This window comes from Streptomyces sp. TRD_SC_5 (genome assembly GCF_056836825.1).
The window spans coordinates 4,537,501-4,563,713 of the sequence record NZ_JBWZZS010000001.1; the positions used below are offsets into that span (position 1 = coordinate 4,537,501).

Here is a 26,213-nt window from a genome sequence, read left to right on the forward strand (position 1 = left end):
GGTGCTGGTTGCTCATGGGTGGAACGTTGACTACTCGGCACGGTTTGGTGGGTTCACAAGTACTGCTTCGGCGTGGAAAGTGAGCACAGTAAATCGGGTCGGGCACGCTGTTGGGTATCTGAGGGTACGGACTTCGGTCCTTATCTTCGCGATGCCGGCCCCAGTGCACTCGCCCGTAAGGGTGGGGTGATGGGTGGCTGGTCGTTGCTTGAGAACTGCACAGTGGACGCGAGCATCTGTGGGCAAGTTTTTAAGGGCGCACGGTGGATGCCTTGGCACCAGGAACCGATGAAGGACGTGGGAGGCCACGATAGTCCCCGGGGAGCCGTCAACCAGGCTTTGATCCGGGGGTTTCCGAATGGGGAAACCCGGCAGTCGTCATGGGCTGTCACCCATACCTGAACACATAGGGTATGTGGAGGGAACGCGGGGAAGTGAAACATCTCAGTACCCGCAGGAAGAGAAAACAACCGTGATTCCGGGAGTAGTGGCGAGCGAAACCGGATGAGGCCAAACCGTATGCGTGTGATACCCGGCAGGGGTTGCGCATACGGGGTTGCGGGATCTCTTTGTCACAGTCTGCCGACTGTGAGACGAGTCAGAAACCGTATGGATAGGCGAAGGACATGCGAAAGGTCCGGCGTAGAGGGTAAGACCCCCGTAGCTGAAATTCATACGGCTCGTTTAAGAGACACCCAAGTAGCACGGGGCCCGAGAAATCCCGTGTGAATCTGGCGGGACCACCCGTTAAGCCTAAATATTCCCTGGTGACCGATAGCGGATAGTACCGTGAGGGAATGGTGAAAAGTACCGCGGGAGCGGAGTGAAATAGTACCTGAAACCGTGTGCCTACAAGCCGTGGGAGCGTCGCGCATTGAGTTTACTCAATGCGTCGTGACTGCGTGCCTTTTGAAGAATGAGCCTGCGAGTTAGCGGTGTGTAGCGAGGTTAACCCGTGTGGGGAAGCCGTAGCGAAAGCGAGTCCTAATAGGGCGATTGAGTTGCACGCTCTAGACCCGAAGCGGAGTGATCTAGCCATGGGCAGGTTGAAGCGGCTGTAAGAGGTCGTGGAGGACCGAACCCACCAGGGTTGAAAACCTGGGGGATGACCTGTGGTTAGGGGTGAAAGGCCAATCAAACTCCGTGATAGCTGGTTCTCCCCGAAATGCATTTAGGTGCAGCGTCGTGTGTTTCTTGCCGGAGGTAGAGCACTGGATAGGCGATGGGCCCTACCGGGTTACTGACCTTAGCCAAACTCCGAATGCCGGTAAGTGAGAGCACGGCAGTGAGACTGTGGGGGATAAGCTCCATGGTCGAGAGGGAAACAGCCCAGAGCATCGACTAAGGCCCCTAAGCGTACGCTAAGTGGGAAAGGATGTGGAGTCGCAGAGACAACCAGGAGGTTGGCTTAGAAGCAGCCACCCTTGAAAGAGTGCGTAATAGCTCACTGGTCAAGTGATTCCGCGCCGACAATGTAGCGGGGCTCAAGCGTACCGCCGAAGTCGTGTCATTCCAGCACATACCCCCAACGGGGGCTGGGATGGGTAGGGGAGCGTCGTGTGCCGGGTGAAGCAGCCGCGGAAGCGAGTTGTGGACGGTTCACGAGTGAGAATGCAGGCATGAGTAGCGATACACACGTGAGAAACGTGTGCGCCGATTGACTAAGGGTTCCTGGGTCAAGCTGATCTGCCCAGGGTAAGTCGGGACCTAAGGCGAGGCCGACAGGCGTAGTCGATGGACAACCGGTTGATATTCCGGTACCCGCTTTGAAACGCCCAGTATCGAATCCATTAATGCTAAGGCCGTGAAGCCGTCCTGGAGCCTTCGGGCAAAGGGAAGTGGTGGAGCCGCCGGCCCAAGGTGGTAGTAGGTAAGCGATGGGGTGACGCAGGAAGGTAGTCCAGCCCGGGCGGTGGTAGTCCCGGGGTAAGGGTGTAGGCCGAGGGGTAGGTAAATCCGTCCCTCATTGAGGCTGAGACCTGATGCCGAGCCGATTGTGGTGAAGTGGATGATCCTATGCTGTCGAGAAAAGCCTCTAGCGAGTTTCATGGCGGCCCGTACCCTAAACCGACTCAGGTGGTCAGGTAGAGAATACCGAGGCGTTCGGGTGAACTATGGTTAAGGAACTCGGCAAAATGCCCCCGTAACTTCGGGAGAAGGGGGGCCATCACTGGTGATCCGTTTTACACGGTGAGCTGGGGGTGGCCGCAGAGACCAGCGAGAAGCGACTGTTTACTAAAAACACAGGTCCGTGCGAAGCCGTAAGGCGATGTATACGGACTGACGCCTGCCCGGTGCTGGAACGTTAAGGGGACCGGTTAGTGCGCTTTCGGGCGTGCGAAGCTGAGAACTTAAGCGCCAGTAAACGGCGGTGGTAACTATAACCATCCTAAGGTAGCGAAATTCCTTGTCGGGTAAGTTCCGACCTGCACGAATGGCGTAACGACTTCTCGACTGTCTCAACCATAGGCCCGGTGAAATTGCACTACGAGTAAAGATGCTCGTTTCGCGCAGAAGGACGGAAAGACCCCGGGACCTTTACTACAGTTTGATATTGGTGTTCGGTTCGGCTTGTGTAGGATAGGTGGGAGACTGTGAAGCATGCACGCCAGTGTGTGTGGAGTCAATCTTGAAATACCACTCTGGTCGTGCTGGATGTCTAACCTCGGTCCGTGATCCGGATCAGGGACAGTGTCTGATGGGTAGTTTAACTGGGGCGGTTGCCTCCTAAAGAGTAACGGAGGCGCCCAAAGGTTCCCTCAGCCTGGTTGGCAATCAGGTGTTGAGTGTAAGTGCACAAGGGAGCTTGACTGTGAGACCGACGGGTCGAGCAGGGACGAAAGTCGGGACTAGTGATCCGGCAGTGGCTTGTGGAAGCGCTGTCGCTCAACGGATAAAAGGTACCCCGGGGATAACAGGCTGATCTTCCCCAAGAGTCCATATCGACGGGATGGTTTGGCACCTCGATGTCGGCTCGTCGCATCCTGGGGCTGGAGTCGGTCCCAAGGGTTGGGCTGTTCGCCCATTAAAGCGGTACGCGAGCTGGGTTTAGAACGTCGTGAGACAGTTCGGTCCCTATCCTCTGCGCGCGTAGGAATATTGAGAAGGGCTGTCCCTAGTACGAGAGGACCGGGACGGACGAACCTCTGGTGTGCCAGTTGTCCTGCCAAGGGCATGGCTGGTTGGCTACGTTCGGAAAGGATAACCGCTGAAAGCATCTAAGCGGGAAGCCTGCTTCGAGATGAGTGTTCCCACCCCCTCTGAGGGGTTAAGGCTCCCAGTAGACGACTGGGTTGATAGGCCAGATGTGGAAGCCCGGTAACGGGTGGAGCTGACTGGTACTAATAGGCCGAGGGCTTGTCCTCAGTTGCTCGCGTCCACTGTGTTTGTTCTGAAGTAACGAACTGTGCCTTTACCGGTTTGTTCAACTTCATAGTGTTTCGGTGGTCATAGCGTTAGGGAAACGCCCGGTTACATTCCGAACCCGGAAGCTAAGCCTTTCAGCGCCGATGGTACTGCAGGGGGGACCCTGTGGGAGAGTAGGACGCCGCCGAACAATTATTGTGGGAAAGCCCCGCACCTTATGGTGCGGGGCTTTTCTGCGTTCAAGGCCCTGCCGTTCGTCGGCGGGGCCTTTCTTCGTAGGCGTGTGTCTTTACAGACGGCCTGCTGCTTTCAGTGCCAGATAGGCGTCGGCGAGAGCCGGGGCCAGGTCGTCCGGGCTGGCGTCGACGACGGTGACGTTGTGGCGGGTGAGCTTTTCCGCTGTGCGGCGGCGCTGTTCCTGGGACTGGGTGGCGGCAGCGGCTTCGTAGACCGCGTCCACTGTGCTCCGGCCGCCTGCCATGCGCTCGACGCGGGGGTCGGCCACCGAGGCCAGCAGGACGGTGTGGCGCCGAGTGAGCTGCGGGAGTACCGGGAGAAGGCCCTCTTCGATCGGGGCGGCGTCCAGGCCGGTCAGCAGCACGATCAGAGAGCCTCGTGGGGCGTTCGCCAGGGCTGTGGCGCTGAGGCCCCGCGCGTCGGTTTCCACCAGCGCCGGCTCCAGCGGGGCCAGCGCGTTGACCAGGGAGGGCAGGATGTCGCCTGCGGTGCGGCCCTGGGCCTGAGCGCGGACGCGCCGGTCGTAGGCCAGGAGGTCCACCCGGTCACCCGCTCGAGAGGCGAGCGCCGTGAGGAGGAGAGCCGCGTCCATGGAGGCGTCCAGACGCGGTACGTTGCCGACGCGGCCGGCTGAGGTGCGGCCGGTGTCGAGGACGATCAGGATGTGACGGTCGCGTTCCGGGCGCCAGGTGCGTACGGCGACGGTGTTCTGCCGGGCGGTGGCGCGCCAGTCGATGGAGCGCGTGTCGTCACCGGGAACGTAGTCGCGGAGGCTGTCGAATTCGGTGCCTTCGCCGCGGGTCAGGACGCTGGTGCGGCCGTCGAGTTCGCGGAGGCGGGCCAGCTTGGACGGGAGGTGCTTCCGGCTGGTGAAAGGGGGCAGCACGCGAAGCGTCCAAGGAACTTGGTGGCTGCCCTGGCGGGCGGCGAGGCCGAGCGGCCCGTAGGAGCGGACGGTGATGCGTTCGGAGTGGCGATCGCCGCGGCGGGTCGGGCGCAGAGCGGTGGTGAGGCGGCGTCGCTCGCCGGCCGGGACCGCCAGCTCGTGACGTGACGCTGCCTGTTCCGAGCCCGTTGGCCAGCTGCTGGGCGGCCAGGCATCGCGGAGCTGGGCGCGCAAGGGGCGGCCCGAGGGGTTCGTGACGGTCAGCTGGATCTCGGCACCGTCACCCAATCGAACTGACGTGTCACCACTTCGGGTGAAACGGAGCTTTCGTACTGGCGCAGCCAAGGCGTAGTCGCACAGAATTGCGAGTGTGAGGGGAGCGTTCACGGCGAGTACCCCGGACCAGTTCGGCGCGAGGACGCCGATGGGGATCGCGCCGAGGGCTGCGAGGAGTGCGGTTCGTCCGGTGAGGGCCACGGTCATCGCCTCAGCGGGGGACGGGGACGTGGGCGAGGATCGCGGTGATGACGGAGTCTGCGGTGACTCCTTCCATTTCCGCCTCGGGCCGGAGCTGGATGCGGTGGCGCAGGGTGGGCAGTGCCAGGGCCTTCACATCGTCGGGGATGACGTAGTCCCGGCCGGTGAGCCAGGCCCAGGCGCGGGCGGTGGAGAGCAGAGCGGTGGCGCCTCGGGGTGAGACGCCGAGAGTGAGCGAGGGGGATTCTCGGGTGGCACGGCAGATATCGACGACGTAACCGGTGATCTCGGCGGAGACCGCCGTCTTGGCCACGGCGGCGCGGGCCGCTTCCAGGTCGGCGGGGCCGGCGGCCGGGCGTAGGCCCGCTGCGTGCAGGTCGCGGGGGTTGAAGCCTTCTGCGTGACGGGTCAGGACGCCGATCTCGTCTTCGCGGGACGGGAGCGGGACCGTGAGCTTGAGGAGGAAGCGGTCCAGTTGGGCCTCGGGGAGGGGATAAGTGCCCTCGTACTCCACGGGGTTCTGGGTCGCCGCGACCAGGAAGGGGTCGGGCAGGGGGCGGGGCGTGCCGTCCACGGTGACCTGGCGCTCCTCCATTGCCTCCAGGAGGGATGCCTGCGTCTTGGGGGGCGTGCGGTTGATTTCGTCCGCGAGTAGGAGGTTGGTGAAGACGGGGCCGGGCTGGAAGGAGAACTCGGCGGTGCGGGCGTCGTAGACCAACGAGCCCGTGATGTCGCTGGGCATGAGGTCGGGGGTGAACTGGACGCGTTTCGTGTCCAGTTCGAGGGAGGCCGCGAGAGCGCGGACGAGCAGCGTCTTGGCCACTCCGGGGACTCCTTCGAGCAGCACATGGCCTCGGCAGAGCAGGGCTACGACGAGTCCGGTGACAGCGGGATCCTGGCCAACCACGGCCTTTGCGATCTCGGTGCGCAGGGCTTCGAGGGAGGCTCGGGCGCTGTCTGGGTTCTCTGCGGGCTGGGCGCTCATGAAGCGCGTACCTCTCTTTCGAGGGCGTCGAGTTCGTCTGCCAGGCGGATGAGGCCGGCGTCGTCGGGGGGTGCGGTGCCGAAGAGGAGGGCCGGGAGGTCCCGGTCGCTCGTCGGCAGGTGGGATGACACGGCTGGGAGCAGGGTGTCGGAGTCGTGGGCCCGCGAGGCGGGCGCGCCGAGAAGGGGGGCCAGGCGGATGCGGGTTGCCGAGCGCAGGGCCGAGGCTGCGCGGTCGCGGGCATTGGCTCTGCGGTAGAGGCGGGCACGGCCTTCGGTGGTCTCGGAGGCGCGGACGGCAACGGGGAGCTGTTCGGTGACGAGGGGGCCCAGCCGGCGGGCACGCCAGACGGCCGCGAGTGCGGCGGCCAGGGCGAGTTGGAGTGTTCCCCAGAGCCAACCGGGAGGGACCAGGTCGTAGAAGGTGCTTTCGCCGCCGTCGGTGGCGGAGGTGTCGCCGAGCGAGGGGAGGTACCAGACGAGATGAGGCCGGGAGCCGAGGAGTTGGAGGGCGAGCGAGGCGTTGCCCTGCTTGTCGAGACGGTCGTTGTAGAGGATGTCGGGAGCGCCCAGCAGGACGGTGTCGCTGCTTGCCGTGTGCGGTACGCGGAGGAGGGTGGCGAGGCCGTCGCTGAGGTAGCAGCTGTCGGCATCGGCTGCCTCGGCGGTGTAGCGGACGCCGCCGGTGTCGGCGTCGCCGGCGCGGAGCGCGGCGGGCAGCGAGCACTGGGGGGAGCGGGGCGAGACGCTGGTGCGCTTTTCGGCGCGTACGCCCGGGGCGAGGGTGGCGATCGAGGGGGCGCCGGGGGCGAGGAGGACCGTACGGGACGCGGAGTCCTGTGTGGTGGCGCGGAGTTGCCGCTGTTGGCGGGCCGTGAGGAGGTCGGGGGAGGTGACGAGGAGAGTGGTGCCGGGGGTCGCCGCGTCCGTGGCCTCGTCGAGGGTCGTGACCACGCGGGTGCTGACGCCGCGGTCCTTGAGCAGTTCGGCGACGGCGCGGCTGCCGTAGGGGTCCGCGGAGCGCGGGTCGAGCCGGCCGTGGTGGTCGCCGGAGCGTACGGCGGCGATGGCGATGCCGGCGACCAGGATGACGGCCAGGCCGAGGACGAGGCCGCGGGTGCGTGTCCAGACCTGGCGGGCGGTGGGGGATACCGAGGTGGAGCGTTGGGCGGCTCCGGTCATTCGGCAGCTCCTTGGGCCGCGCCGCTGAACAGTGGCTTTGTGCGGTCGACGTCCGTGTCGAGGTCGCTCAGGCGTCGGTACGCCTGCTCGTCGGCGGTGCGGCCGCCGTATGTGACGTCGTCGAACTCCCGGGCGGCGGCGCGCAGTCGGTCGGCGTGGCCGGGCAGGGACTGTCCGGCTTCCGCTGCGGCCTCGTCGGCGGTGCGGCCGGGGCGGTGGTCGAGAAGTGCGCGTTCTTCGAGTGAGCGCACGACGGCCCGCATCCGCTCCTGGACGGCCTGGTTCCAGCGGTGCGCGGCGGCGTGCGCCTCGGCGGTGGTGCGGTGCTCGGCGGCGCTGCGCGGGCTTTCGTCGAACAGCGTGCCCTCGGAGGGCGGGGTGCGCTGTGGGGTGCCGAGCCGCAGCCACAGGCCGACGGCGAGGAGTACCACGAGCACGACGACGACCACGAGCCCCACCGCGCCTCCGGGGGTTGCTCCGGAAGCAGCGCTGAACAGGTCGTTGACCCATTCCCAGAAGCGGTCGATGGCGCGTTCGAGGAAGCTCGGGTCGTTCTCGTGGTACATCGGCTCGGACAGTTCGCGCTCGGCGGCCTCGCGGGCCGGGACGCGCGGAGTGTCCACCGGTACGTCGTCGCTTGTGCGAGCCCAAAGGCTCGCTGCTGTCCTGCCCCCCGCTGTGGACACCGCATCAGCTCCCGGGTGTGGTGTCGGTGGACTGCTGGGGGCCGTAGCCGGGGATGCCTGCGGCGCGGGCGAGCTCGAGGTCGAGTGCCTCACGTCGGATGCGCTGGTCCACGTAGAGCAGGACGCTCACGCCGGCGTTGATGGGGTAGGTGATCGAGGAGGCGATCACGGCGCCGATGCCGGTGATGATCAGGAAGGGCCAGCCGAACTCGGGAGTCTCACCGGTGAGCAGACCGCCCAGGCCGTCGTCCGCGGCGTAGGCGATCAGTCCGAACGGCACGGCGATGATCATCGACACGATGAAGGTCAGCAGCATCGTGAGCAGCATGATGCCGAAGATCCGCCACCAGGCGCCGCTGACCAGCTTGGCCGAGCGGCTCAGGGACTTCCTGATGCTCTGTCGCTCCAGCATCAGTGCGGGGGAGGCGAGGCTGAACCGGATCATCAGCCACAGAACGACGACGAAGGCCGCGATACCGAGGAGCAGCGAAAGACCGATGCCCGCCCCGCCGCCGAGCAGGATGCCGGGCAGGATGCCGACGGTCATGATCGCGGCGGCCATGAGGGGGAGCAGCAGGGTCAGGCCGAGCAGCTGCGGCAGCTGGGGCTTGGCCTCGCGCCAGGCGTCGGCGAGCGTCACGGGGCGGCCGAGTACGGAGCGGCTGATCACCATGGTGAGCAGCGCCGTGGTGAAGAGCGTGCCGATGAGCGTGATCGCGAACGTGGGGGCCGTGTTGACCAGGGTGCTCTGCATCGCGTCGAGGGACTGGCTGAGGGCCTCGGTCGGTGTCGCGTTGGGGTCGACCTCGGGCGGCGTCGGGAGCAGGTAGCGCTGGATCAGGATGTCGCAGATCTGCGTGATCACCGCGACGGTGACCGTGATGCCGAGAACGGTGCGCCAGTGGGCGCGCAGGGTCGACACCGCTCCGTCGAGGATCTCGCCGACCCCGAGCGGGCGCAGCGGGATCACTCCGGGCTTGGCGGCGGGGGGAGGGCCGCCCCAGCCGCCTCCCTGAGGGCTGCCGCCCCAGTTCGGTGCCGGCTGCTGCCGCGGGGGGCCGGTGTGCCCGCCAGGGCCGCTGGGGGCGGACCACTGGCCTGCCGGGGGCTGCTCCTTCGACCACTTCGATGCGGAATCGCTCTGGTCGGTGGGCTCGGCAGGCCGGGGCACGCCCGGCTCCTGGCCGTCGGAGGGGGCGGATCCGGGCGAGGCCCAGCCCGGAGACTCATTCATTGTCGCTCCTTCACGGTGCCCGTCCGCGGTCGCGGCGGCAGGTTGGCAGCCATCGTGTCATGGGGCACTTGCCGGCGGACCGGGCCCCGTATCTCCTTCGCACCTTCAATTGTCGGTGCCTCAGCAGGCAGACTGGGCAGATGGCTGATCAGGACGCGCAATTCCCAGCGGGCGCCGAGCCGCCCGCGCTCCCTACGCTGCGCTGGGAGGAGCCGCCCGAGGGGCCCGTGCTGGTGCTGCTCGACCAGACGCGGCTGCCCGCGGAGGAGGTCGAGCTGGTCTGTACGGATGTCCCGGCCCTGGTGCGGGCCATCCAGACGCTCGCTGTTCGTGGAGCGCCTGTGCTCGGGCTCGCCGGTGCCTACGGGGTGGCGCTGGCTGCCGCGCGGGGGTACGACGTGGACGAGGCCGTCGGGCTGCTGGAGCGGGCGCGGCCCACCGCCGTGAACCTCGGGTACGGGGTGCGGCACGCGGCAGCGGCGTACCGGGCGGCCCTCGAGAAGGGGGCGGGCAGTGACCAGGCGTCGGCGTCGGCGCTGGCGGCCGCTCGGGAGCTGCACCGGGCCGACGCGGAGGCCAGTGTGCGGATGGCTGCGCACGGGCTGAATCTGCTGGAGGAGCTGCTGCCTGGAGGCGGGCACCGGGTACTGACTCACTGCAACACCGGGGCGCTGGTCTCGGGCGGGGAGGGCACGGCGTTCGCGGTGGCGCTGGCGGCGCACCGGGCGGGCAGGCTGCGGCGGCTCTGGGTCGACGAGACGCGCCCGTTGCTGCAGGGGGCCCGGCTCACGACGTACGAGGCGGCCCGGCACGGCATGGCGTACACACTGCTCACGGACAATGCGGCGGGTTCGCTGTTCGCGGCCGGTGAGGTGGACGCCGTACTCATCGGGGCGGACCGGATCGCGGCCGACGGTTCGGTGGCGAACAAGGTGGGGAGCTATCCGCTCGCGGTGCTGGCCAAGTACCACCACGTTCCGTTCATCGTCGTCGCGCCCGTGACCACCGTGGATCTCGGCACCCCGAACGGTGCGTCCATCGAGGTGGAGCAGAGGTCGGGGCAGGAGGTGACAGAGTTCACGGTGCCGTCGGTCCCGGTGGCTGGATCTGATGCCGGGATCGGGGCCGGGATGCCTGTGGCGCCGTTGGGGACACAGGCGTACAACCCGGCCTTCGACGTCACGCCGCCAGAACTGGTGACGGCGATCGTCACGGAGCAGGGTGCAATTTCCCCGGTCACGGGGGCCGCACTGGCGGACCTGTGTGCCAGGTCACGCCAGGTAACGATTAGCTAATGGGATGATGTCGTTTATGAAGGGACGCGTCCTTGTCGTCGACGACGACACCGCACTGGCCGAGATGCTCGGCATTGTGCTGCGTGGTGAAGGTTTTGAGCCGTCGTTCGTAGCGGATGGCGACAAGGCACTGGCCGCATTCAGGGAGGCCAAGCCTGACCTGGTGCTGCTGGATCTCATGCTGCCCGGACGGGACGGCATCGAAGTCTGCCGGCTGATCCGGGCCGAGTCCGGGGTGCCGATCGTCATGCTCACCGCCAAGAGCGACACCGTAGATGTGGTGGTCGGGCTGGAGTCCGGTGCTGACGACTACATCGTCAAGCCGTTCAAGCCCAAGGAGCTCGTCGCCCGTATCAGGGCGCGACTGAGGAGGTCGGAGGAGCCGGCGCCGGAACAGCTGGCAATCGGGGATCTGGTCATTGATGTGGCCGGTCATTCGGTGAAGCGGGAGGGGCAGTCCATCGCCCTGACCCCGCTCGAGTTCGACCTGCTGGTCGCGCTCGCCCGTAAGCCCTGGCAGGTGTTCACCCGTGAGGTGCTGCTGGAGCAGGTGTGGGGTTATCGCCATGCCGCGGACACCCGGCTGGTCAACGTCCATGTCCAGCGGCTGCGCTCGAAGGTCGAGAAGGACCCGGAGCGGCCGGAGATCGTTGTGACCGTCCGCGGGGTCGGCTACAAGGCCGGGCCGAGCTGACATGACCCGTGGCAGCGCTGCTCCGATGCCCGGGGGGCCGGGAGTCCGTGCGGGGCGGGCTGCCGGTCCTCGGCGAGGGTCGTCCAGGGTGGGCCGTTTTCTGCAGGGCGGTCCCGCCCTGCGGCTCTTCGCGCGCTGGGTGCGCCGGCCGTTGCTGCCTTCGTTGCGGCTGTGGCGGCGGAACATCCAGCTGCGCGTGGTCGTCGGCTCGCTGGTGATGTCGCTCGGCGTGGTGCTGCTGCTCGGGTTCGTCGTGATGTGGCAGGTCCGCAACGGCCTGCTCGACGCGAAGCAGGAGGCTGCCCAGAGTCAGGCGGCCGGTGGATTCGACGTGGCGGAGGAGAAGGCCCGTACCGTCGCGGGAACGGGTACGGGTACCGGTGCCGGCGACAGCGCGGAGGCCAGGGCCGCCGCGCGGAACTCCACCAACTGGAGGACCGAGCTGGTGGAACAGCTCGCCAGCGGCGGCCGGCAGGCATTCCATGTCGTGGCACTGAGTGCTGACTCGGACGACGAGAGTTCCAGCAATCGCGGGCCGCGTGCGTCGGGCGGTGTGAAGCAGAGCGAGAGTGTGCCGCAGAAGCTGCGGGACGCCATCGACCAGGGGACCGGCAAGGCGCACAAGGCCTTCGTCCGGATCACGTACGACGCTCAGGCGTCCGAGCCCGGCCTGGTCATCGGCAAACAGCTGAACGACAACAGCGGCCAGCCCTACCAGCTCTACTACCTCTTCCCGCTGACGCAGGAGGAGGAGTCGCTCAGCCTGGTGAAGACCACGCTCGCCACCGCGGGTGTGTTCGTCGTCGTCCTGTTCGGCGGCATCGCCTGGCTGGTCGTACGGCAGGTCGTCACGCCGGTGCGGATGGCCGCCGGTGTCGCGGAGCGGCTGTCCGCGGGCCGCCTCCAGGAACGTATGAAGGTCACAGGCGAGGACGACATCGCGCGGCTCGGTGAGGCCTTCAACAAGATGGCCCAGAACTTGCAGGTCAAGATCCAGCAGCTGGAGGAGCTGTCCCGGCTCCAGCGGCGCTTCGTCTCCGACGTCTCCCACGAGCTGCGGACGCCGCTGACGACCGTGCGGATGGCCGCCGATGTCATTCATGAGGCGCGTTCTGATTTCGACCCGGTGACTGCCCGGTCCGCCGAGCTGCTTGCCGGGCAGCTGGACCGCTTCGAGTCGCTGCTTGCCGACCTGCTGGAGATCAGCCGGTTCGACGCGGGCGCTGCGGCTCTCGAGGCGGAGCCCATAGATCTGCGTGAGGTCGTACGCCGGGTCATCGAGGGCGCCGAGCCGCTGGCCGAGCGCAAGGGCACCCGGATACGGGTGACCGGCGACGAGCAGCCGGTCGTAGCCGAGGCCGATGCCCGGCGGGTGGAGCGCGTCCTGCGCAACCTCGTGGTCAACGCCGTCGAGCACGGTGAGGGCCGGGACGTGGTGGTCCGGCTGGGCGCCGCCGGAGGGGCTGTCGCCGTGGCGGTGCGCGACTACGGCGTGGGGCTCAAGCCGGGCGAGGCGACCCGGGTGTTCAACCGCTTCTGGCGGGCCGATCCGGCGCGCGCTCGCCACACCGGCGGTACGGGCCTCGGTCTGTCCATCGCCGTGGAGGACGCGCGGCTGCACGGCGGCTGGCTCCAGGCGTGGGGCGAGCCGGGCGGCGGTTCGCAGTTCCGGCTGACCCTGCCGCGCACGGCGGACGAGTCGCTGCGCGGCTCGCCGATCCCGCTCGAGCCCGAGGATTCGCGGCGTGCGCGCGAGCGCGCGGAGGCCGACAGCCGGGTTACGGGCGCCCGCCCGGGCGGCGCCAACCGGCTCGCGACGGTGCCCGCTCAGCCGCGCGCCGAGCGGTCGCCGCTGCCTGCGGTGCCGCGTGCGGCGCCCGCGGCGGACCCGACGGCGTTGCCGGGCAGCGGTGCCCGGGTGGTGGCGCGGTCGTCGGGCGACGGTGACAGTTCATCGCAGGCGGAGCGGAAGGACATCACCCGTGGGCACTGAGCGATTGCGCGGCGGCCGGTGGCGGGTGCCGCGAGCGACGGTGCTGCTGGGGTGCGGCGGTCTGCTGCTGGCGGGCTGCGCGTCCATGCCGGAAAGCGGCGATGTGGAGGCGGTGGAGGCGTCCCCGCGCGGCGACTCGCAGGTGCGGGTGTACGGGATGGCGCCGCGGAAGGGGGCCCAGCCCAACGAGATCGTCGAGGGTTTCCTGGAGGCGATGACAGGCGACGACCCCCAGTTCGCCACGGCCCGCAAGTACCTGACGAAGACGGCTTCCAAGGAGTGGAACCCCGCCCAGGTCACGGTGCTGGAGAGCGGCCCGGTGCCGCAGGACCAGCGGGCCAATGACCGCGAGGGCGTGGCCTACACGTACGCGCTGACCGGCACGAAGATCGCCGAAGTGAACGAGCAGCGCGCGTACCAGCCGGTCAACCGTTCGTACCACGAGACGCTCCGTCTCAGCAGGCAGAACGGCCCGGACGGCAAGGAATGGCGCATCGACGGTCTGCCGCAGGGGCTGGTGCTCGGCGAGTCGGACTTCGAGCGCATCTATCACTCCGTCAACAAGTACTACTTCGCTTCCGGTACGGCGTCGGAGCGGACCGGCGCTGCCCACCCGTGGCTGGTCGCCGACCCGGTGTACGTGCGCAAGCGCATGGACCCGCAGACCCAGATGGACCAGGTCACGCAGACGGTCGAGGCGCTGCTGAGCGGCCCGACCAACTGGCTGAGGCCGGTGGTCGGTTCGAGCTTCCCCACGGGTACGGCGCTGAAGCTGGAGGACGGCGCCAAGTCTCTGGCGTTCGACGACCGCAACGCGCTCAAGGTGCCTCTCAACAACAAGGCGTCCAACGTCGGGCAGAAGCGGTGCAGGGAGATGGCGGCTCAACTGCTTTTCACCCTGCGGGACCTGACGTCGTACCGGGTCGGGCAGGTGGAGCTGCAGCGGTCGGACGGCTCCACGCTGTGCGTACTCGGCGGGGACCAGGCGGAGGACTTCGCTCCGGAGCGTGCGTCGGGGAGCCCGGACTACCAGTACTTCCTCGATACGAAGCAGCGACTCGTACGGATGGTGGCCAGCACCGAGAGCACCGGAGCCGACGAGGAGGCCGACCCCGTGCCCGGCCCGCTCGGCAACGGCGAGCGGCGCCTGAGCACGGTCGCGGTGGCGCGCAACGAACGGCAGGCGGCGGGTGTTTCGAAGGACGCGCGCTCGCTGTACGTGGCGTCCGTCGTCTCGGAAAGCGAGTCGGCGGAGCCGGTACTGACCAGCAGCGCGAAGCAGGAGAAGGACCGCCTCTCGGCGCCGAGCTGGGACGGCCGGGGCGACCTGTGGGTGGCGGACCGGGACCCGCGTCAGCCGCGGCTGCTGCGGCTGCCGGGCGGCGAGGGCGAGCCGCAGGAGGTCAAGGTCGTTGACGGCCTCGACGGTCTCGACGGGGCCCGTATCGAGGCTCTGAAGGTGTCGGCGGACGGCGTACGGATCGCGCTGCTGGTGTCGGACGGCGACCGGACGACTCTGAAGCTCGGCCGGATCGAGCGGCGCGGGCCGCAGGACAAGCCGGAGGTGTCCGTCACCGATCTGCGGCCCATCGCGCCGCAGATGGAAGAAGTGACGGCCGTGTCGTGGGCCGGGCGCAGCCGCCTGGTGGTGGTCGGCCGTGAGTCCGGCGGGGTGCAGCAGTTGCGGTATCTGCAGACGGACGGTTCGACGTCGGACGCCCAGTCGGTGCCGGGGGCGAACCGGGTGACGGCGGTCGCTTCGGCCGACGACGACCGGCTGCCGCTGCTGGCGCACTCGCTGGAGGACGGCATCGTGCGGCTGCCGCTCGGCGCGAACTGGAAGACCGTGGTCAGCGAGGGATCGTTCCCGGTCTATCCGGGATAGCCACCGGCCGGCCGGCTTCTCTCCGCTTGCGCGATCGCGTTGTCCACAGGGGTGGTTGCGGCGCGCGCGGCTGGGCACAGTGGATGCCATGCACGGGTGGTGGCGGGAATTCGCCGGTCTGGTGCTGCCGGTCGCGTGCGGCGGCTGCGGCAGGCCTCGCACAGTGCTGTGCGAGGAGTGCGGGCAGGCGTTGTACGGCGCCGGGGCGCGCCGGGTGCGCCCGTGGCCGGAACCGCCGGGGCTGCCGGTGGTTCATGCTGCCGCTCCGTACGAGGACGCGGTACGGGCCGTGCTGCTCGGCCACAAGGAGCGGGGCGCACTGGAGCTCGCGGGGGCGCTCGGGGGCGCACTGGCGGGCGCGGTGCGGGCCGCGGTGAGCGGGTTACCGGCCGGCGTGGCGGGGGCGGGACCGCTGTTGCTCGTACCGGTGCCGTCCGCGCGCGGCGCTGTCAGAGCGCGCGGGCACGATCCGGCGCGCCGTATCGCTCTGGCTGCCGCGGGAGCGCTGCGGCGCGCGGGGGGTGCCGTCCAGGGTGCTGGCGGTGCTCAGGCAGCGGCGGGCGGTCAGCGACCAGGCGGGCCTGAGTGCCGGTGAGCGCGCGGCGAATCTGGCAGGGGCTCTGGAGGTGGTCGCCGGGGGTGGGCGGCTCCTGGAGGGCGGCCGGGCCGTGCTGGTGGACGATCTCATGACCACGGGGGCTTCGCTGGCGGAGGCGGCCCGTGCACTGCGTGCCACCCGGGAATGGCCGGATTCCGTGTCCGGAGAGGTGAGCGCGGCTGTGGTCGCGGCTCCGTCGCTCTCGTTCGTAATAAACCGGAACTGACGGGGAACTCGGAACGTTGCAGGTAGAGAGAGGGGAAAAGCACTTGAATGGAGGTACGCGCCGGTAGCGGGTGCCGACATACGTCCGGGCGAGCTATGTTCGGTGGTGAGGAAAGCAGACCGTGCGCCTCACGTGTACCGGACGGGTGCGCTTCGGGTTTTCCTTCGACCCGAAGTCGATGGGGTGGGGATCTTGTCGACTGGGGAGGAGGAGGTGAAAGTCACCAAGTCCGAGGTTCCGGTGCTCACCGGAACCTGGTGCGAAAGGGAGACGCTCCGCCGCTGAAGCGGGGCTATCCGGGAACGGAGTTCTGCGTGGACATCGTCGTCAAGGGCCGCAAGACCGAGGTGCCCGAGAGGTTCCGCAAGCACGTGGCCGAGAAGCTGAAGCTGGACAAGATCCAGAAGCTCGACGGCAAGGTGATCAGCCTGGACGTCGAAGTGTCCAAGGAGCCAAACCCGCGGCAGGCCGACCGTTCCGACCGTGTGGAGATCACGCTTCACTCGCGTGGCCCGGTCATCCGGGCCGAGGCGTCGGCAGGCGACGCGTACGCAGCGCTGGACCTCGCCACGGGCAAGCTGGAGGCGCGGCTGCGCAAGCAGCACGACAAGCGCCACACGCGTCGTGGCACCGGCAGGCTGTCGGCCGCCGAGGTGGGTTCGACGGTGCAGGGCGCCGCGGCCATCAACGGCAATGGGGTACTGGTCGCCGAGGAGGCGACGCCGGCCATCCCCACCACCAGGATCGGATCGCTCGAAGTACAGGGCGAGGGACCGCTGGTGGTCCGCGAGAAGACACACGTCGCGGCCCCGATGACGCTCGACCAGGCGCTCTACGAGATGGAGCTGGTCGGGCACGACTTCTACCTCTTCGTCGACTCCGAGACGAAGGAGCCCAGTGTCGTCTACCGGCGGCACGCCTACGACTACGGTGTCATCCACCTGAATACCGACCCCCTCGCGGAAACCGAGGCGGGCGGCGCCGGCGGTGCACTCGGCGGGTGATTCGCCGGGCACGCTGAACCAATGCGGGCAGCGCGCCGTACCCATCTGTGGTGGTGGCCCCTGGAGCGCCTGTGCGCCCCCAGGGGCACCATCGTGCGACCGCAGGATCACCGCTCTGTCGTCCGGGCATGAAATCATGGCGTCGCAAGCCAATCGGTGCTCTGCACACTGTGGTTGGGGCAGCTCATGAATTTCGGGCCACGGCCTTCAGGGGGAGGAACGATGGCGGACAGCTTCGGTCCGGTGCGCGACGAGTCCGACATGGAGGACGCGGACGGCGGCGGCGGTCCCGGTACGGACACCGGGGGATCGCGCAAGGAGCCCATCAGGGTGCTGGTCGTGGACGATCACGCCCTGTTCCGCCGGGGGCTGGAGATCGTCCTCGCGCAGGAGGAGGACATCCAGGTCGTCGGCGAGGCCGCGGATGGGGCGGAGGCCGTGGACAAGGCCGCCGACCTGCTGCCGGACATCGTTCTGATGGACGTACGGATGCCCAAGCGCGGGGGCATCGAGGCGTGCACCTCGATCAAGGAGGTGGCTCCGAGCGCGAAGATCATCATGTTGACGATCAGTGACGAGGAGGCAGACCTCTACGACGCGATCAAGGCGGGCGCGACGGGGTATCTCCTCAAGGAGATCTCCACGGACGAGGTGGCCACCGCGATCCGTGCGGTGGCCGACGGCCAGTCCCAGATCAGCCCGTCGATGGCGTCCAAGCTCCTCACCGAGTTCAAGTCGATGATCCAGCGCACCGACGAGCGCCGGCTCGTCCCGGCGCCGCGGCTGACCGAGCGGGAGCTCGAGGTCCTCAAGCTGGTCGCGACCGGCATGAACAACCGCGACATCGCCAAGGAGTTGTTCATCTCCGAGAACACGGTGAAGAACCATGTCCGGAACATCCTGGAGAAACTGCAGCTGCACTCCAGGATGGAGGCGGTGGTGTACGCGATGCGGGAGAAGATTCTGGAGATCAGGTGAGGCGGTCTTCGGGTCAGGTCAGGCGGGACAGTTCGGCGGTCAGCGGCTCGCGCAGGTCCGGTGCGTCGACACGCTCCAGTCGTACGTTCGTGCAGCCGGCCCACTCCGCCGCCTCGACCAGGGCCTCGGCCATCGGCCGGACCGCCTTCCCGTTCTTCAGTGAGACCTGGCGCGCCACCAGCGTCTTGCCCTCGCGCGCCGGGTCGACCCGGCCCAGCAGTCGGCCGCCCGCGAGCAGCGGCATCGCGAAGTACCCGTGTGTCCGCTTGGGTTTGGGGACGTAAGCCTCCAGCCGGTGCGTGAAGCCGAAAATGCGCTCGGTGCGCGGGCGGTCCCAGATGAGGGAGTCGAAGGGCGACAGCAGTGTCGTGCGGTGGCGGCCGCGCGGGGCGCTCGCCAGGGCCTCGGGGTCCGCCCAGGCGGGCTTGGCCCAGCCCTCGACCTCGACCGGGACCAGCCCCGACTCGGTGATCACCGCGTCGACCTGCTCGCCCTTGAGGCGGTGGTAGTCCGCGATGTCGGCGCGCGTACCGACGCCGAGCGACTGACCGGCCAGCCGTACCAGTCGGCGAAGGCACTCGGTGTCATCCAGGTCGTCGTGGTAGACGGCGTCGGGGACGGCGCGCTCGGCGAGGTCGTAGACCCGTTTCCAGCCGCGCCGCTCGGTGCACACCACCTCGCCGTACATCAGTGCCCGCTCGACGGCGACCTTCGACGCGGACCAGTCCCACCACTCGCCGCCGTTCTTCGCGCCGCCCAACTCCGTCGCGGTCAACGGGCCTTCCGCGCGCAGCTGCTTGATCACCGTGTCGTACGCGCCGTCCGGCAGGTCGTGGTGCCATTGCGGGCGGTCGCGGTACGCGCGGCGGCGGAACGCGAAGTGCGGCCACTCCTCCATGGGCAGGATGCAGGCGGCGTGCGACCAGTACTCGAAGGCGTGAGCGCCGGTCCAGTAGGCGGCGTCGACGGCCGTACGGCCTACGGCGCCGAGGCGGGCGTACGGAATCAGCTCGTGCGAGCGGGCCAGCACGGAGATCGTGTCGAGCTGCACCGCGCCCAGGTGGCGCAGCACGCCGCGCACCCCGCCCCGCCGGTCCGGAGCGCCCAGGAATCCCTGGGCGCGCAGGGCGATCCTGCGGGCTTCGTCGGCGGACAGCGAGGCGGCGGGCGGCAGCAGACTGGTCGGACTGGTCATGACCGCACTCTAAGCGCCGCCACTGACAACACGCCCTGGCCTGCGGGGATTCAGGCCTTCGCGGGCAGAGCCCCGGAGGGCAGGTACGGGCTGGGTGCCGGCAGTGCGAGGTCGGACGGGAGCAGCGCGCCGGTCCAGCCGTCACGGCGTACGCCCTTGTTCGCGATGCCGGAGCGCTGGATGCCCTCGATGAGGAAACCGGCCTTCTCGGCCACCGCGCGCGACGCGTCGTTGCCGACCTCGGCCCGCCACTCCAGGCGTTCCACGCCCGCCGTGGTGAAGGCCCAGTGGGCGACGGCCCTCACCGCTTCCGTGACGTAGCCCCGGCCGCGGTGCGGCTTCGCCGCCCAGTACCCGATCTCAGCGGCGCCCTCGCCGCGCATGATCGACGACACGGCCGCCACCAGCTCCCCGCCGCCCCTGGTGAGCACCGCGAACGCGTACACGATGTCGAGGCGCCAGCCGTCCGGCACGATCTGGCGGACGAATCCCTCCGCGTGCTCACGTTCGTACGGCGAGGGGATCGTCGTCCAGCGCTGGATGTCGGGGTCCTGACACGCGCGGAATACCGCTTCCGTGTCCGCGGGTTCGAAAGGGCGCAGCAGCAGACGCTCGGTGGTGAGGATGGTGGGTTCCATCGGCTGATTCTCGGCTCGGGCGGGCGGGGTGCGCCAGTCCGTCGGGGAGAGTGCGCCAGACCTTTTCGGGATGGCCCGGCACCTTCCGGGCTCCCTGTCCGTTCTCTTTGCGGGTAACAGTGGGCCTTCCTGCGGGCGGACCTCCCGGCGTGGCGGGGTCCTCGCTTACGATGGCCGATGCGGTGGGGACCACCTGCCGTGCCCGCGCCAGAGTCCATACGACCCAGTGCACAGGCCCGACCGGCAAGGAGACCAGCCTCAGTGTCCGTCTTCAACAAGCTCATGCGTGCAGGCGAAGGCAAGATCCTGCGCAAACTGCACCGCATCGCGGACCAGGTCAACTCCATCGAAGAGGACTTCATCAACCTCTCCGACGCCGAGTTGCGGGCGCTCACCGATGAGTACAAGGAGCGGTACGCCGACGGCGAGAGCCTGGACGACCTGCTCCCCGAGGCATTCGCGACCGTTCGCGAGGCAGCCAAGCGTGTTCTCGGTCAGCGCCATTACGACGTCCAGATGATGGGTGGCGCCGCCCTGCATCTCGGTTTTGTCGCCGAGATGAAGACCGGTGAGGGCAAGACCCTCGTCGGCACGCTGCCCGCGTATCTGAACGCGCTGTCCGACAAGGGCGTCCACCTGATCACGGTGAACGACTACCTGGCCGAGCGCGACTCCGAGATGATGGGCCGGGTGCACAAATTCCTCGGCCTCGAGGTCGGTTGCATTCTTGCCAATATGTCGCCCGCGCAGCGCCGTGAGATGTACGCCTGCGACATCACGTACGGCACGAACAACGAATTCGGCTTCGACTATCTGCGCGACAACATGGCGTGGTCGAAGGACGAGCTTGTCCAGCGCGGCCACAATTTCGCGATTGTCGACGAGGTCGACTCGATCCTGGTCGACGAGGCCCGTACGCCGCTGATCATTTCGGGCCCGGCCGACCAGGCGACCAAGTGGTACGGCGACTTCGCCAAGCTGGTCGTCCGCCTGAAGAGGGGCGAGCCGGGCAACCCGCTCAAGGGCATCGAGGAGACCGGCGACTACGAGGTCGACGAGAAGAAGCGCACCGTCGCCATCCACGAGCCCGGCGTCGCCAAGGTCGAGGACTGGCTGGGCATCGACAACCTCTACGAGTCGGTGAACACCCCGCTCGTCGGATACCTGAACAACGCCATCAAGGCCAAGGAACTCTTCAAGAAGGACAAGGACTACGTCGTCATCGACGGCGAAGTCATGATCGTCGACGAGCACACCGGCCGTATCCTCGCCGGCCGCCGCTACAACGAGGGCATGCACCAGGCGATCGAGGCGAAGGAAGGGGTGGACATCAAGGACGAGAACCAGACGCTCGCCACGATCACCCTGCAGAACTTCTTCCGCCTCTACGGCAAGCTCTCCGGCATGACCGGTACGGCGATGACCGAGGCCGCGGAGTTCCACCAGATCTACAAGCTGGGCGTCGTGCCGATCCCGACGAACCGGCCGATGGTCCGCGCCGACCAGTCCGACCTCATTTACCGCACCGAGGTCGCGAAGTTCGCCGCCGTCGTCGACGACATCGCGGAGAAGCACGAGAAGGGCCAGCCGATCCTGGTCGGCACGACCTCCGTGGAGAAGTCGGAGTACCTCTCGCAGCAGCTCTCCAAGCGCGGTGTGCAGCACGAGGTCCTCAACGCCAAGCAGCACGACCGTGAGGCGCCGATCATCGCCCAGGCCGGCCGCAAGGGCGCCGTCACCGTCGCCACGAACATGGCCGGTCGCGGTACGGACATCAAGCTCGGCGGCAACCCGGACGACCTCGCCGAGGCGGAGCTGCGCCAGCGCGGCCTCGACCCGGAGGAGCACATCGAGGAGTGGGCCGCCGCGCTGCCCGCCGCCCTCGAGAAGGCCGAGCAGGCCGTCAAGGCCGAGTTCGAAGAGGTCAAGGAGCTCGGCGGGCTGTACGTGCTGGGTACGGAGCGGCACGAGTCGCGTCGTATCGACAACCAGCTGCGCGGCCGCTCCGGCCGTCAGGGCGACCCGGGCGAGTCCCGCTTCTACCTGTCGCTGGGCGACGACCTGATGCGCCTGTTCAAGGCCGCGATGGTCGAGCGCGTGATGTCGATGGCGAACGTCCCCGATGACGTACCGATCGAGAACAAGATGGTGACGCGCGCGATCGCGTCCGCCCAGTCGCAGGTCGAGCAGCAGAACTTCGAGACGCGCAAGAACGTCCTGAAGTACGACGAGGTGCTCAACCGGCAGCGCGAGGTCATCTACGGTGAGCGCCGCCGGGTCCTGGAGGGTGAGGACCTGCAGGAGCAGATCCGCCACTTCATGGACGACACCATCGACGCGTACATCCAGGCGGAGACCGTCGAGGGCTTCGCCGAGGAGTGGGACCTCGACCGGCTGTGGGGCGCGTTCAAGCAGCTCTACCCGGTGAAGGTCACCGTCGAGGAGCTGGAGGATGCGGCGGGCGACCGGGCGGGCATCACGGCCGAGTTCATCGCCGAGTCCATCAAGGACGACATCTACGAGCAGTACGCCGAGCGTGAGGGGCAGCTCGGCTCCGACATCATGCGTGAGCTGGAGCGGCGCGTGGTGCTGTCCGTCCTGGACCGCAAGTGGCGCGAGCACCTCTACGAGATGGACTATCTCCAGGAGGGCATCGGCCTGCGTGCGATGGCCCAGAAGGACCCGCTGGTCGAGTACCAGCGCGAGGGCTTCGACATGTTCAACGCCATGATGGACGGCATCAAGGAAGAGTCCGTCGGCTACCTGTTCAACCTGGAGGTCCAGGTCGAGCAGCAGGTCGAGGAGGTTCCGGTGCAGGCGGCCGTGCCGGATCAGACGGCGGGCGCGAGGCCGTCGCTCCGCAAGGAGGACGCGGTGCCTGCGGGCGCGGGCGGCGGGCGTCCGGAGATCCGGGCGAAGGGGCTCGACGCTCCGCAGCGGCCGGACCGGCTGCACTTCTCCGCTCCCACGGTGGACGGTGAGGGCGGCGTCATCGAGGGCGACTTCGAGAACGGTGACGGGTCGGCACGGTCCGAGTCGGACGGCATGACGCGTGCCGAGCGGCGCAAGGCGCAGAAGGGCGGCAGCCGCCGCCGGAAGAAGTAGGCGCGCGCGGTACGTACCGCTTTCTTGCTTTCCCGGCCGGGGCCGGACACCGATGTGGTGTCCGGCCCCGGCCGCGTTGCGGCTGTGCTGCGTTCCGGCTGTGCTGCGTGGGGCTAGGCCGGGGTGCAGGCGGACGGCGCCGGGGCGCCGCCCAGCTCGACGGCGGCGCACCGCCAGCGCAGGTCGCGGCCCTGCTCCAGGCGGAACGCCATCGCCCGTACCTGCTCGCCTGCCGCGATGCTCGCGAAAGCCTCGACCACGCCCGGGCGCGGGTGGAAGCCGCCGCAGGTGCGGACGACGGGGAGGGTGCCGCGCGTGCGCAGCGGGGTCCGGGGCGCGAGCTGGACGAGCTGCTCGTACGCCTCACCGATGGTGTGGCCGAGCATCCAGTGCACGGGGCGGCGGCCGCTGAGTACCGCCAGGAGGCGCTCGGCGAACTGCTCGTGCGGGGTCGGGCGGTGGCGGTGGCGGAGTGCCGTGGATGCGGGTGTGGGTGTGGGTGCGGGTGTGGGGCTGGTCGTGGCTGCCCTGGCTGCCGGTGCGCCGGGCCTGCGCGGGTCGCGGCGTCCCTGCGGCCGGGTCCTGTCCTTGTTCATCTCTGTGCCCCCGCTCTGCTGGCCCGGCTGCGATACCGGGCAGTAACTTCTGCTGGTGATCTTTTACGGGGCCGGGGGAGGCGGCGGCAAGGAGAGGTGGCCGTGGGAGGCGGCGGCCGACGGAATCACCTATCCGGGTGACGAGAGGCAGCCCTGGTGCGGGCGCCGGCCGACGGGTGGTTCGTCGAGTGGACGTCTCGGGGGCCGGGGACCACCACCCCGAAGGGGGACTCCGTACGTATCCTTGAATCCGTCTTCCGACTACGAAAGCGGCCTGCTAATGCGCGTCTACGTCCCCCTGACCCTGCACGGCCTCGCTGAGGCGCACAAGGCGGGACAGCTGGGGCCCGGCCCGCTGACGGCCTACGCCGTGACGCCGGGCCTGCGCGAGTGGTACGTCTCGGACGACATCGAGGAGCTCGAGTACGCCGCGCTCAACCGGGCGGCGGCGGCGTCGCTGCGGCTGCTGGCGGGGGACCCGGGTGCGGCGCGGCGCCGGGTCGTCGTGGCCGTCGACGTACCGGACGGTGACGCGGTCGCCGACCCGGACCGGGGGCTGGACGCGGCAGGGCTCGGCGAGGTGCGGATCGCTGCCGCGGTGCCGCTGAAGAAGGCGGCGGCGGTGCATGTCGACGCGGACGACGCGGAGACGGACGTGACGGCGGCGGCCGCGGCGCTGGGGGCGGCGGACCACGGGGACGACGACGCGCAGTTCACGGTGGACGGGGCGGAGGACCACGAGCTGCTGTGGTTCGCGGTGCAGGAGATCCCCAATCTGATCGGCTGATCCGGCCCCGGGGTGCCGGATCGCCCGGATGTCTGCGTTGTCGTACCCGGTGGGTACCTTCTTGGGATGGGGAAGCACACGACGACGCATCTGGTCTGGGACTGGAACGGGACGCTGCTCGACGACATCAGTGCGGTCATCGGCGCGACGAACGCCGCGTTCGCGGAGATCGGGATCGGGCCGATCACGCTCGCGCGGTACCGGGAGCTGTACTGCGTGCCCATTCCCCGTTTCTACGAGCGGCTGATGGGGCGGCTGCCGACGGAGGCGGAGTGGCTGGTCATGGACGAGGCCTTCCACCGGCATTACACCGAGCTGCGGGTGGTGTGCGCGCTGGCGCAGGGGGTGGAGGAGCTGCTCGTGGAGTGGCGGTCCGCTGGGCGCAGCCAGTCGCTGCTGAGCATGTACGGGCATGAGCAGTTGGTGCCGGTGGTGCGGCAGTACGGGATCGAGCGGCACTTCGTACGGGTGGACGGGCGGACCGGGCCTTCCGGCGGCAGCAAGGCGGCGCACATGGCGCGGCATGTGGCGGCGCTGGGCGGTGTCGCGCCGGAGCGGGTGGTTGTCATCGGTGACGCGGTCGATGACGCGGTGGCTGCGGCGCATGTGGGGGCGCGGGCGGTGCTCTATACGGGGGGCTCGCACAGTCGGGCCAGCTTGGAGCCGGCCGGGGTGCCGGTGGTGGACACGCTTGCGGAGGCGGTGGAGCTGGCGGAGCGGTGGATGGGGTGACGTCGCTTCCCCCGCTCCGCGATACCGGGCCTGCGGCGCTGTCCCCTCCCCACCCCTTCCCGTTGTGACACCACCTTGCGGCTCCGCCGCGAGAGGGGCCGCTGCCCCAGGCCTCGGTCCTCAACGCCGGACGGGCTGAGAAGCGCGGGAGCGGGTGGCCTCCTGGGGCTCCGCCCCAGACCCCGCTCCTCAAACGCCGGAGGGGCTGGAATGACCCCTGGGCTTTGTGCGCCGCGGCGCACAAAGCCCAGCCGACGGGCCCGGCGGAGCCGCACCTCGGAGCGGGGCGCACAGCCGGCCGGGGCTGGAGCCGTTGTGGGGCGCCGGCGCCGGTCTACGTCACCGGATTTTTGGTGCGGAGGATTTTGAGGAACTCGCGCATCCAGGCTGAGTGGTCCGGCCAGGCGCGCGCCGAGACCAGGGTGCCGTCCACCACCGTCTCGGCGTCCTGGAACGTCGCCCCTGCGGCCTGCATGTCCAGTTCCAGAGCCGGGTACGCCGTGACCCTGCGGCCGGCCAGGCCCTCGACTGCGGCCGTCAGGAGCGGGCCGTGGCAGATCTGCGCCACCGGCTTGTCCGAGTCGAAGAAGGCCTTGAGGATCTTGCGCAGCTCCAGGTCGTTTCGCAGGTACTCCGGAGCCCGCCCGCCGGGGACCACCAGGGCGGCGTACTGGCTCGGTTCGACTTCGGAGAACGCCAGGTCGGCGGGCCAGGTGTAGCCGGGCTTCTCGGTGTACGTATCGAAGCCTGGCTCGAAATCGTGGATCACGAACCTGAGCTTCTTGCGGGTCGGGGCGGCGATATGGACCTCGTACCCCTCCTCGCACAGGCGTTGGTACGGGTAGAGGACTTCCAGCGACTCGGCTGCGTCGCCGGTCACGATGAGGATCTTCGGTGCCATGGCTTGGTGCTCCCGTCGGGTCTGGGCCGTCGGTGTCAACGTGCACCCGTGGGTGGTGTTTGCCAAGGCGCCGGGCCGGGGTCGGCGGTCGGAGGCCGGCGCAGCGGTCTGGAAGCTTGTGCGGCGCCCTCGCGCCCTCGCGCCTGGCGCCGTGCGATGCGGGTGCGAAAGGCGCGTTGTGTGCTGCCCTCGGGCAGCCTGTGCCGTGCCGTCCAGTGCGACGCGCACCGGCCCGCGGCGTTTGCCCAAGGTGCTTCCGCGGGGCCGATGACAGACCCGCGCCGTGGCGTCGCTGTCCAGAGTGTCAAACTTCGCGGCTGGTTTTGTACACCGAACGGACATGACGGGCCCCCGGTGCGGGGAGATAGCCTGGTGCCGTGATCAGCGCGATAGCCCTCGGGGGCAGTGAAGCCCCCGGCATGCGCCCGGAGCACCACCGTGCCCGGGCGATCGCTGGTCCCCGAAACCCCGACCGGCCGTCAAAGTTGGCCAATAACGTCAGGGGTATCTCTCATCGCGGCATAACGTCGACAG

Annotated in this window: 18 protein-coding genes, 2 rRNA genes and 1 pseudogene; 12 read left to right on the plus strand and 9 right to left on the minus strand. The window is 68.5% G+C overall.

What is annotated here, in order from left to right:
- Window positions 1-240: 240 nt before the first annotated feature.
- Together AC1P0E_RS20990 and rrf are read left to right on the plus strand one after the other, a co-directional pair.
- Window positions 241-3,365, plus strand: a 23S ribosomal RNA gene (locus AC1P0E_RS20990).
- Between the two features lie 74 nt (window positions 3,366-3,439).
- Window positions 3,440-3,556 (plus strand): 5S ribosomal RNA (gene rrf, locus AC1P0E_RS20995).
- Window positions 3,557-3,655: 99 nt separating this feature from the next.
- On the opposite strand, the gene AC1P0E_RS21000 is transcribed toward rrf, so the two are convergent.
- From AC1P0E_RS21000 to AC1P0E_RS21020, 5 genes are read right to left on the minus strand one after another with little or no spacing between them, the layout of a single operon-like run.
- A complete protein-coding gene (locus AC1P0E_RS21000; RefSeq protein WP_482745847.1) occupies window positions 3,656-4,966 on the minus strand; it encodes a DUF58 domain-containing protein in 1,311 nt (436 codons plus the stop codon).
- 10 nt (window positions 4,967-4,976) lie between these two features.
- Window positions 4,977-5,951, minus strand: a complete 975-nt coding sequence (locus AC1P0E_RS21005; RefSeq protein WP_482743675.1) for an AAA family ATPase — start codon at window positions 5,949-5,951, stop codon at window positions 4,977-4,979.
- On the minus strand, window positions 5,948-7,132 hold the full coding sequence (locus AC1P0E_RS21010; RefSeq protein WP_482743676.1) for a DUF4350 domain-containing protein: 1,185 nt from the start codon (window positions 7,130-7,132) through the stop codon (window positions 5,948-5,950). The genes AC1P0E_RS21005 and AC1P0E_RS21010 overlap by 4 nt, the downstream gene beginning before the upstream one ends.
- The gene (locus AC1P0E_RS21015; protein ID WP_482743677.1) at window positions 7,129-7,818 is read right to left on the minus strand and encodes a DUF4129 domain-containing protein; all 690 of its coding nucleotides are present in this window, start codon (window positions 7,816-7,818) and stop codon (window positions 7,129-7,131) included. The genes AC1P0E_RS21010 and AC1P0E_RS21015 overlap by 4 nt, the downstream gene beginning before the upstream one ends.
- 4 nt (window positions 7,819-7,822) lie before the next feature.
- A complete protein-coding gene (locus AC1P0E_RS21020; protein WP_482743678.1) occupies window positions 7,823-9,052 on the minus strand; it encodes a DUF7847 domain-containing protein in 1,230 nt (409 codons plus the stop codon).
- A 140-nt stretch (window positions 9,053-9,192) separates the two neighbouring features.
- On the opposite strand from AC1P0E_RS21020, the gene mtnA reads away from it, so the two are divergent.
- The 7 genes and pseudogenes from mtnA to AC1P0E_RS21055 all read left to right on the plus strand — a co-directional run bounded on the left by mtnA (window position 9,193) and on the right by AC1P0E_RS21055 (window position 17,725).
- Window positions 9,193-10,347 (plus strand): S-methyl-5-thioribose-1-phosphate isomerase, encoded by a 1,155-nt coding sequence (gene mtnA, locus AC1P0E_RS21025; protein ID WP_482743679.1) that lies wholly within the window; start codon window positions 9,193-9,195, stop codon window positions 10,345-10,347.
- A gap of 4 nt (window positions 10,348-10,351) precedes the next feature.
- Window positions 10,352-11,041, plus strand: a complete 690-nt coding sequence (gene mtrA / locus AC1P0E_RS21030) for a two-component system response regulator MtrA (protein ID WP_187281934.1) — start codon at window positions 10,352-10,354, stop codon at window positions 11,039-11,041.
- A 1-nt stretch (window position 11,042) separates the two neighbouring features.
- Entirely contained in the window at window positions 11,043-13,034 is a 1,992-nt protein-coding gene (gene mtrB / locus AC1P0E_RS21035; protein WP_482743680.1) for an MtrAB system histidine kinase MtrB, read from the plus strand.
- The gene (locus AC1P0E_RS21040; RefSeq protein ID WP_482743681.1) at window positions 13,024-14,919 is read left to right on the plus strand and encodes an LpqB family beta-propeller domain-containing protein; all 1,896 of its coding nucleotides are present in this window, start codon (window positions 13,024-13,026) and stop codon (window positions 14,917-14,919) included. The genes mtrB and AC1P0E_RS21040 overlap by 11 nt, the downstream gene beginning before the upstream one ends.
- Window positions 14,920-15,007: 88 nt before the next feature.
- Window positions 15,008-15,743: pseudogene (locus AC1P0E_RS21045) on the plus strand (ComF family protein).
- A gap of 314 nt (window positions 15,744-16,057) precedes the next feature.
- Window positions 16,058-16,747 (plus strand): ribosome hibernation-promoting factor, HPF/YfiA family, encoded by a 690-nt coding sequence (hpf, locus tag AC1P0E_RS21050; RefSeq protein WP_482743682.1) that lies wholly within the window; start codon window positions 16,058-16,060, stop codon window positions 16,745-16,747.
- A 222-nt stretch (window positions 16,748-16,969) separates the two neighbouring features.
- Window positions 16,970-17,725 carry a response regulator gene (locus AC1P0E_RS21055; protein WP_482743683.1) on the plus strand — a complete coding sequence of 252 codons (756 nt, stop codon included), beginning with the start codon at window positions 16,970-16,972 and terminating at the stop codon, window positions 17,723-17,725.
- Between the two features lie 13 nt (window positions 17,726-17,738).
- On the opposite strand, the gene AC1P0E_RS21060 is transcribed toward AC1P0E_RS21055, so the two are convergent.
- Together AC1P0E_RS21060 and AC1P0E_RS21065 are read right to left on the minus strand one after the other, a co-directional pair.
- On the minus strand, window positions 17,739-18,902 hold the full coding sequence (locus AC1P0E_RS21060) for a winged helix-turn-helix domain-containing protein (RefSeq protein WP_482745848.1): 1,164 nt from the start codon (window positions 18,900-18,902) through the stop codon (window positions 17,739-17,741).
- Between the two features lie 68 nt (window positions 18,903-18,970).
- Window positions 18,971-19,558: a GNAT family N-acetyltransferase gene (locus AC1P0E_RS21065; RefSeq protein WP_482743684.1), complete on the minus strand. Its 588-nt coding sequence runs from the start codon at window positions 19,556-19,558 to the stop codon at window positions 18,971-18,973.
- Window positions 19,559-19,819: 261 nt separating this feature from the next.
- On the opposite strand from AC1P0E_RS21065, the gene secA reads away from it, so the two are divergent.
- The gene (gene secA, locus AC1P0E_RS21070) at window positions 19,820-22,663 is read left to right on the plus strand and encodes a preprotein translocase subunit SecA (RefSeq protein WP_482743685.1); all 2,844 of its coding nucleotides are present in this window, start codon (window positions 19,820-19,822) and stop codon (window positions 22,661-22,663) included.
- Window positions 22,664-22,776: 113 nt separating this feature from the next.
- Here secA and AC1P0E_RS21075 read toward each other — a convergent pair whose 3' ends face one another.
- Window positions 22,777-23,259: an Rv3235 family protein gene (locus AC1P0E_RS21075; RefSeq protein WP_482743686.1), complete on the minus strand. Its 483-nt coding sequence runs from the start codon at window positions 23,257-23,259 to the stop codon at window positions 22,777-22,779.
- Between the two features lie 280 nt (window positions 23,260-23,539).
- On the opposite strand from AC1P0E_RS21075, the gene AC1P0E_RS21080 reads away from it, so the two are divergent.
- On the plus strand, window positions 23,540-24,046 hold the full coding sequence (locus AC1P0E_RS21080) for a DUF6912 family protein (RefSeq protein ID WP_482743687.1): 507 nt from the start codon (window positions 23,540-23,542) through the stop codon (window positions 24,044-24,046).
- A 66-nt stretch (window positions 24,047-24,112) separates the two neighbouring features.
- Window positions 24,113-24,778 carry an HAD family hydrolase gene (locus tag AC1P0E_RS21085; protein WP_482743688.1) on the plus strand — a complete coding sequence of 222 codons (666 nt, stop codon included), beginning with the start codon at window positions 24,113-24,115 and terminating at the stop codon, window positions 24,776-24,778.
- Window positions 24,779-25,112: 334 nt separating this feature from the next.
- Here AC1P0E_RS21085 and AC1P0E_RS21090 read toward each other — a convergent pair whose 3' ends face one another.
- Complete coding sequence (locus tag AC1P0E_RS21090; protein WP_482743689.1) at window positions 25,113-25,679, minus strand: DJ-1/PfpI family protein; 567 nt, start codon at window positions 25,677-25,679, stop codon at window positions 25,113-25,115.
- Between the last annotated feature and the right edge of the window lie 534 nt (window positions 25,680-26,213).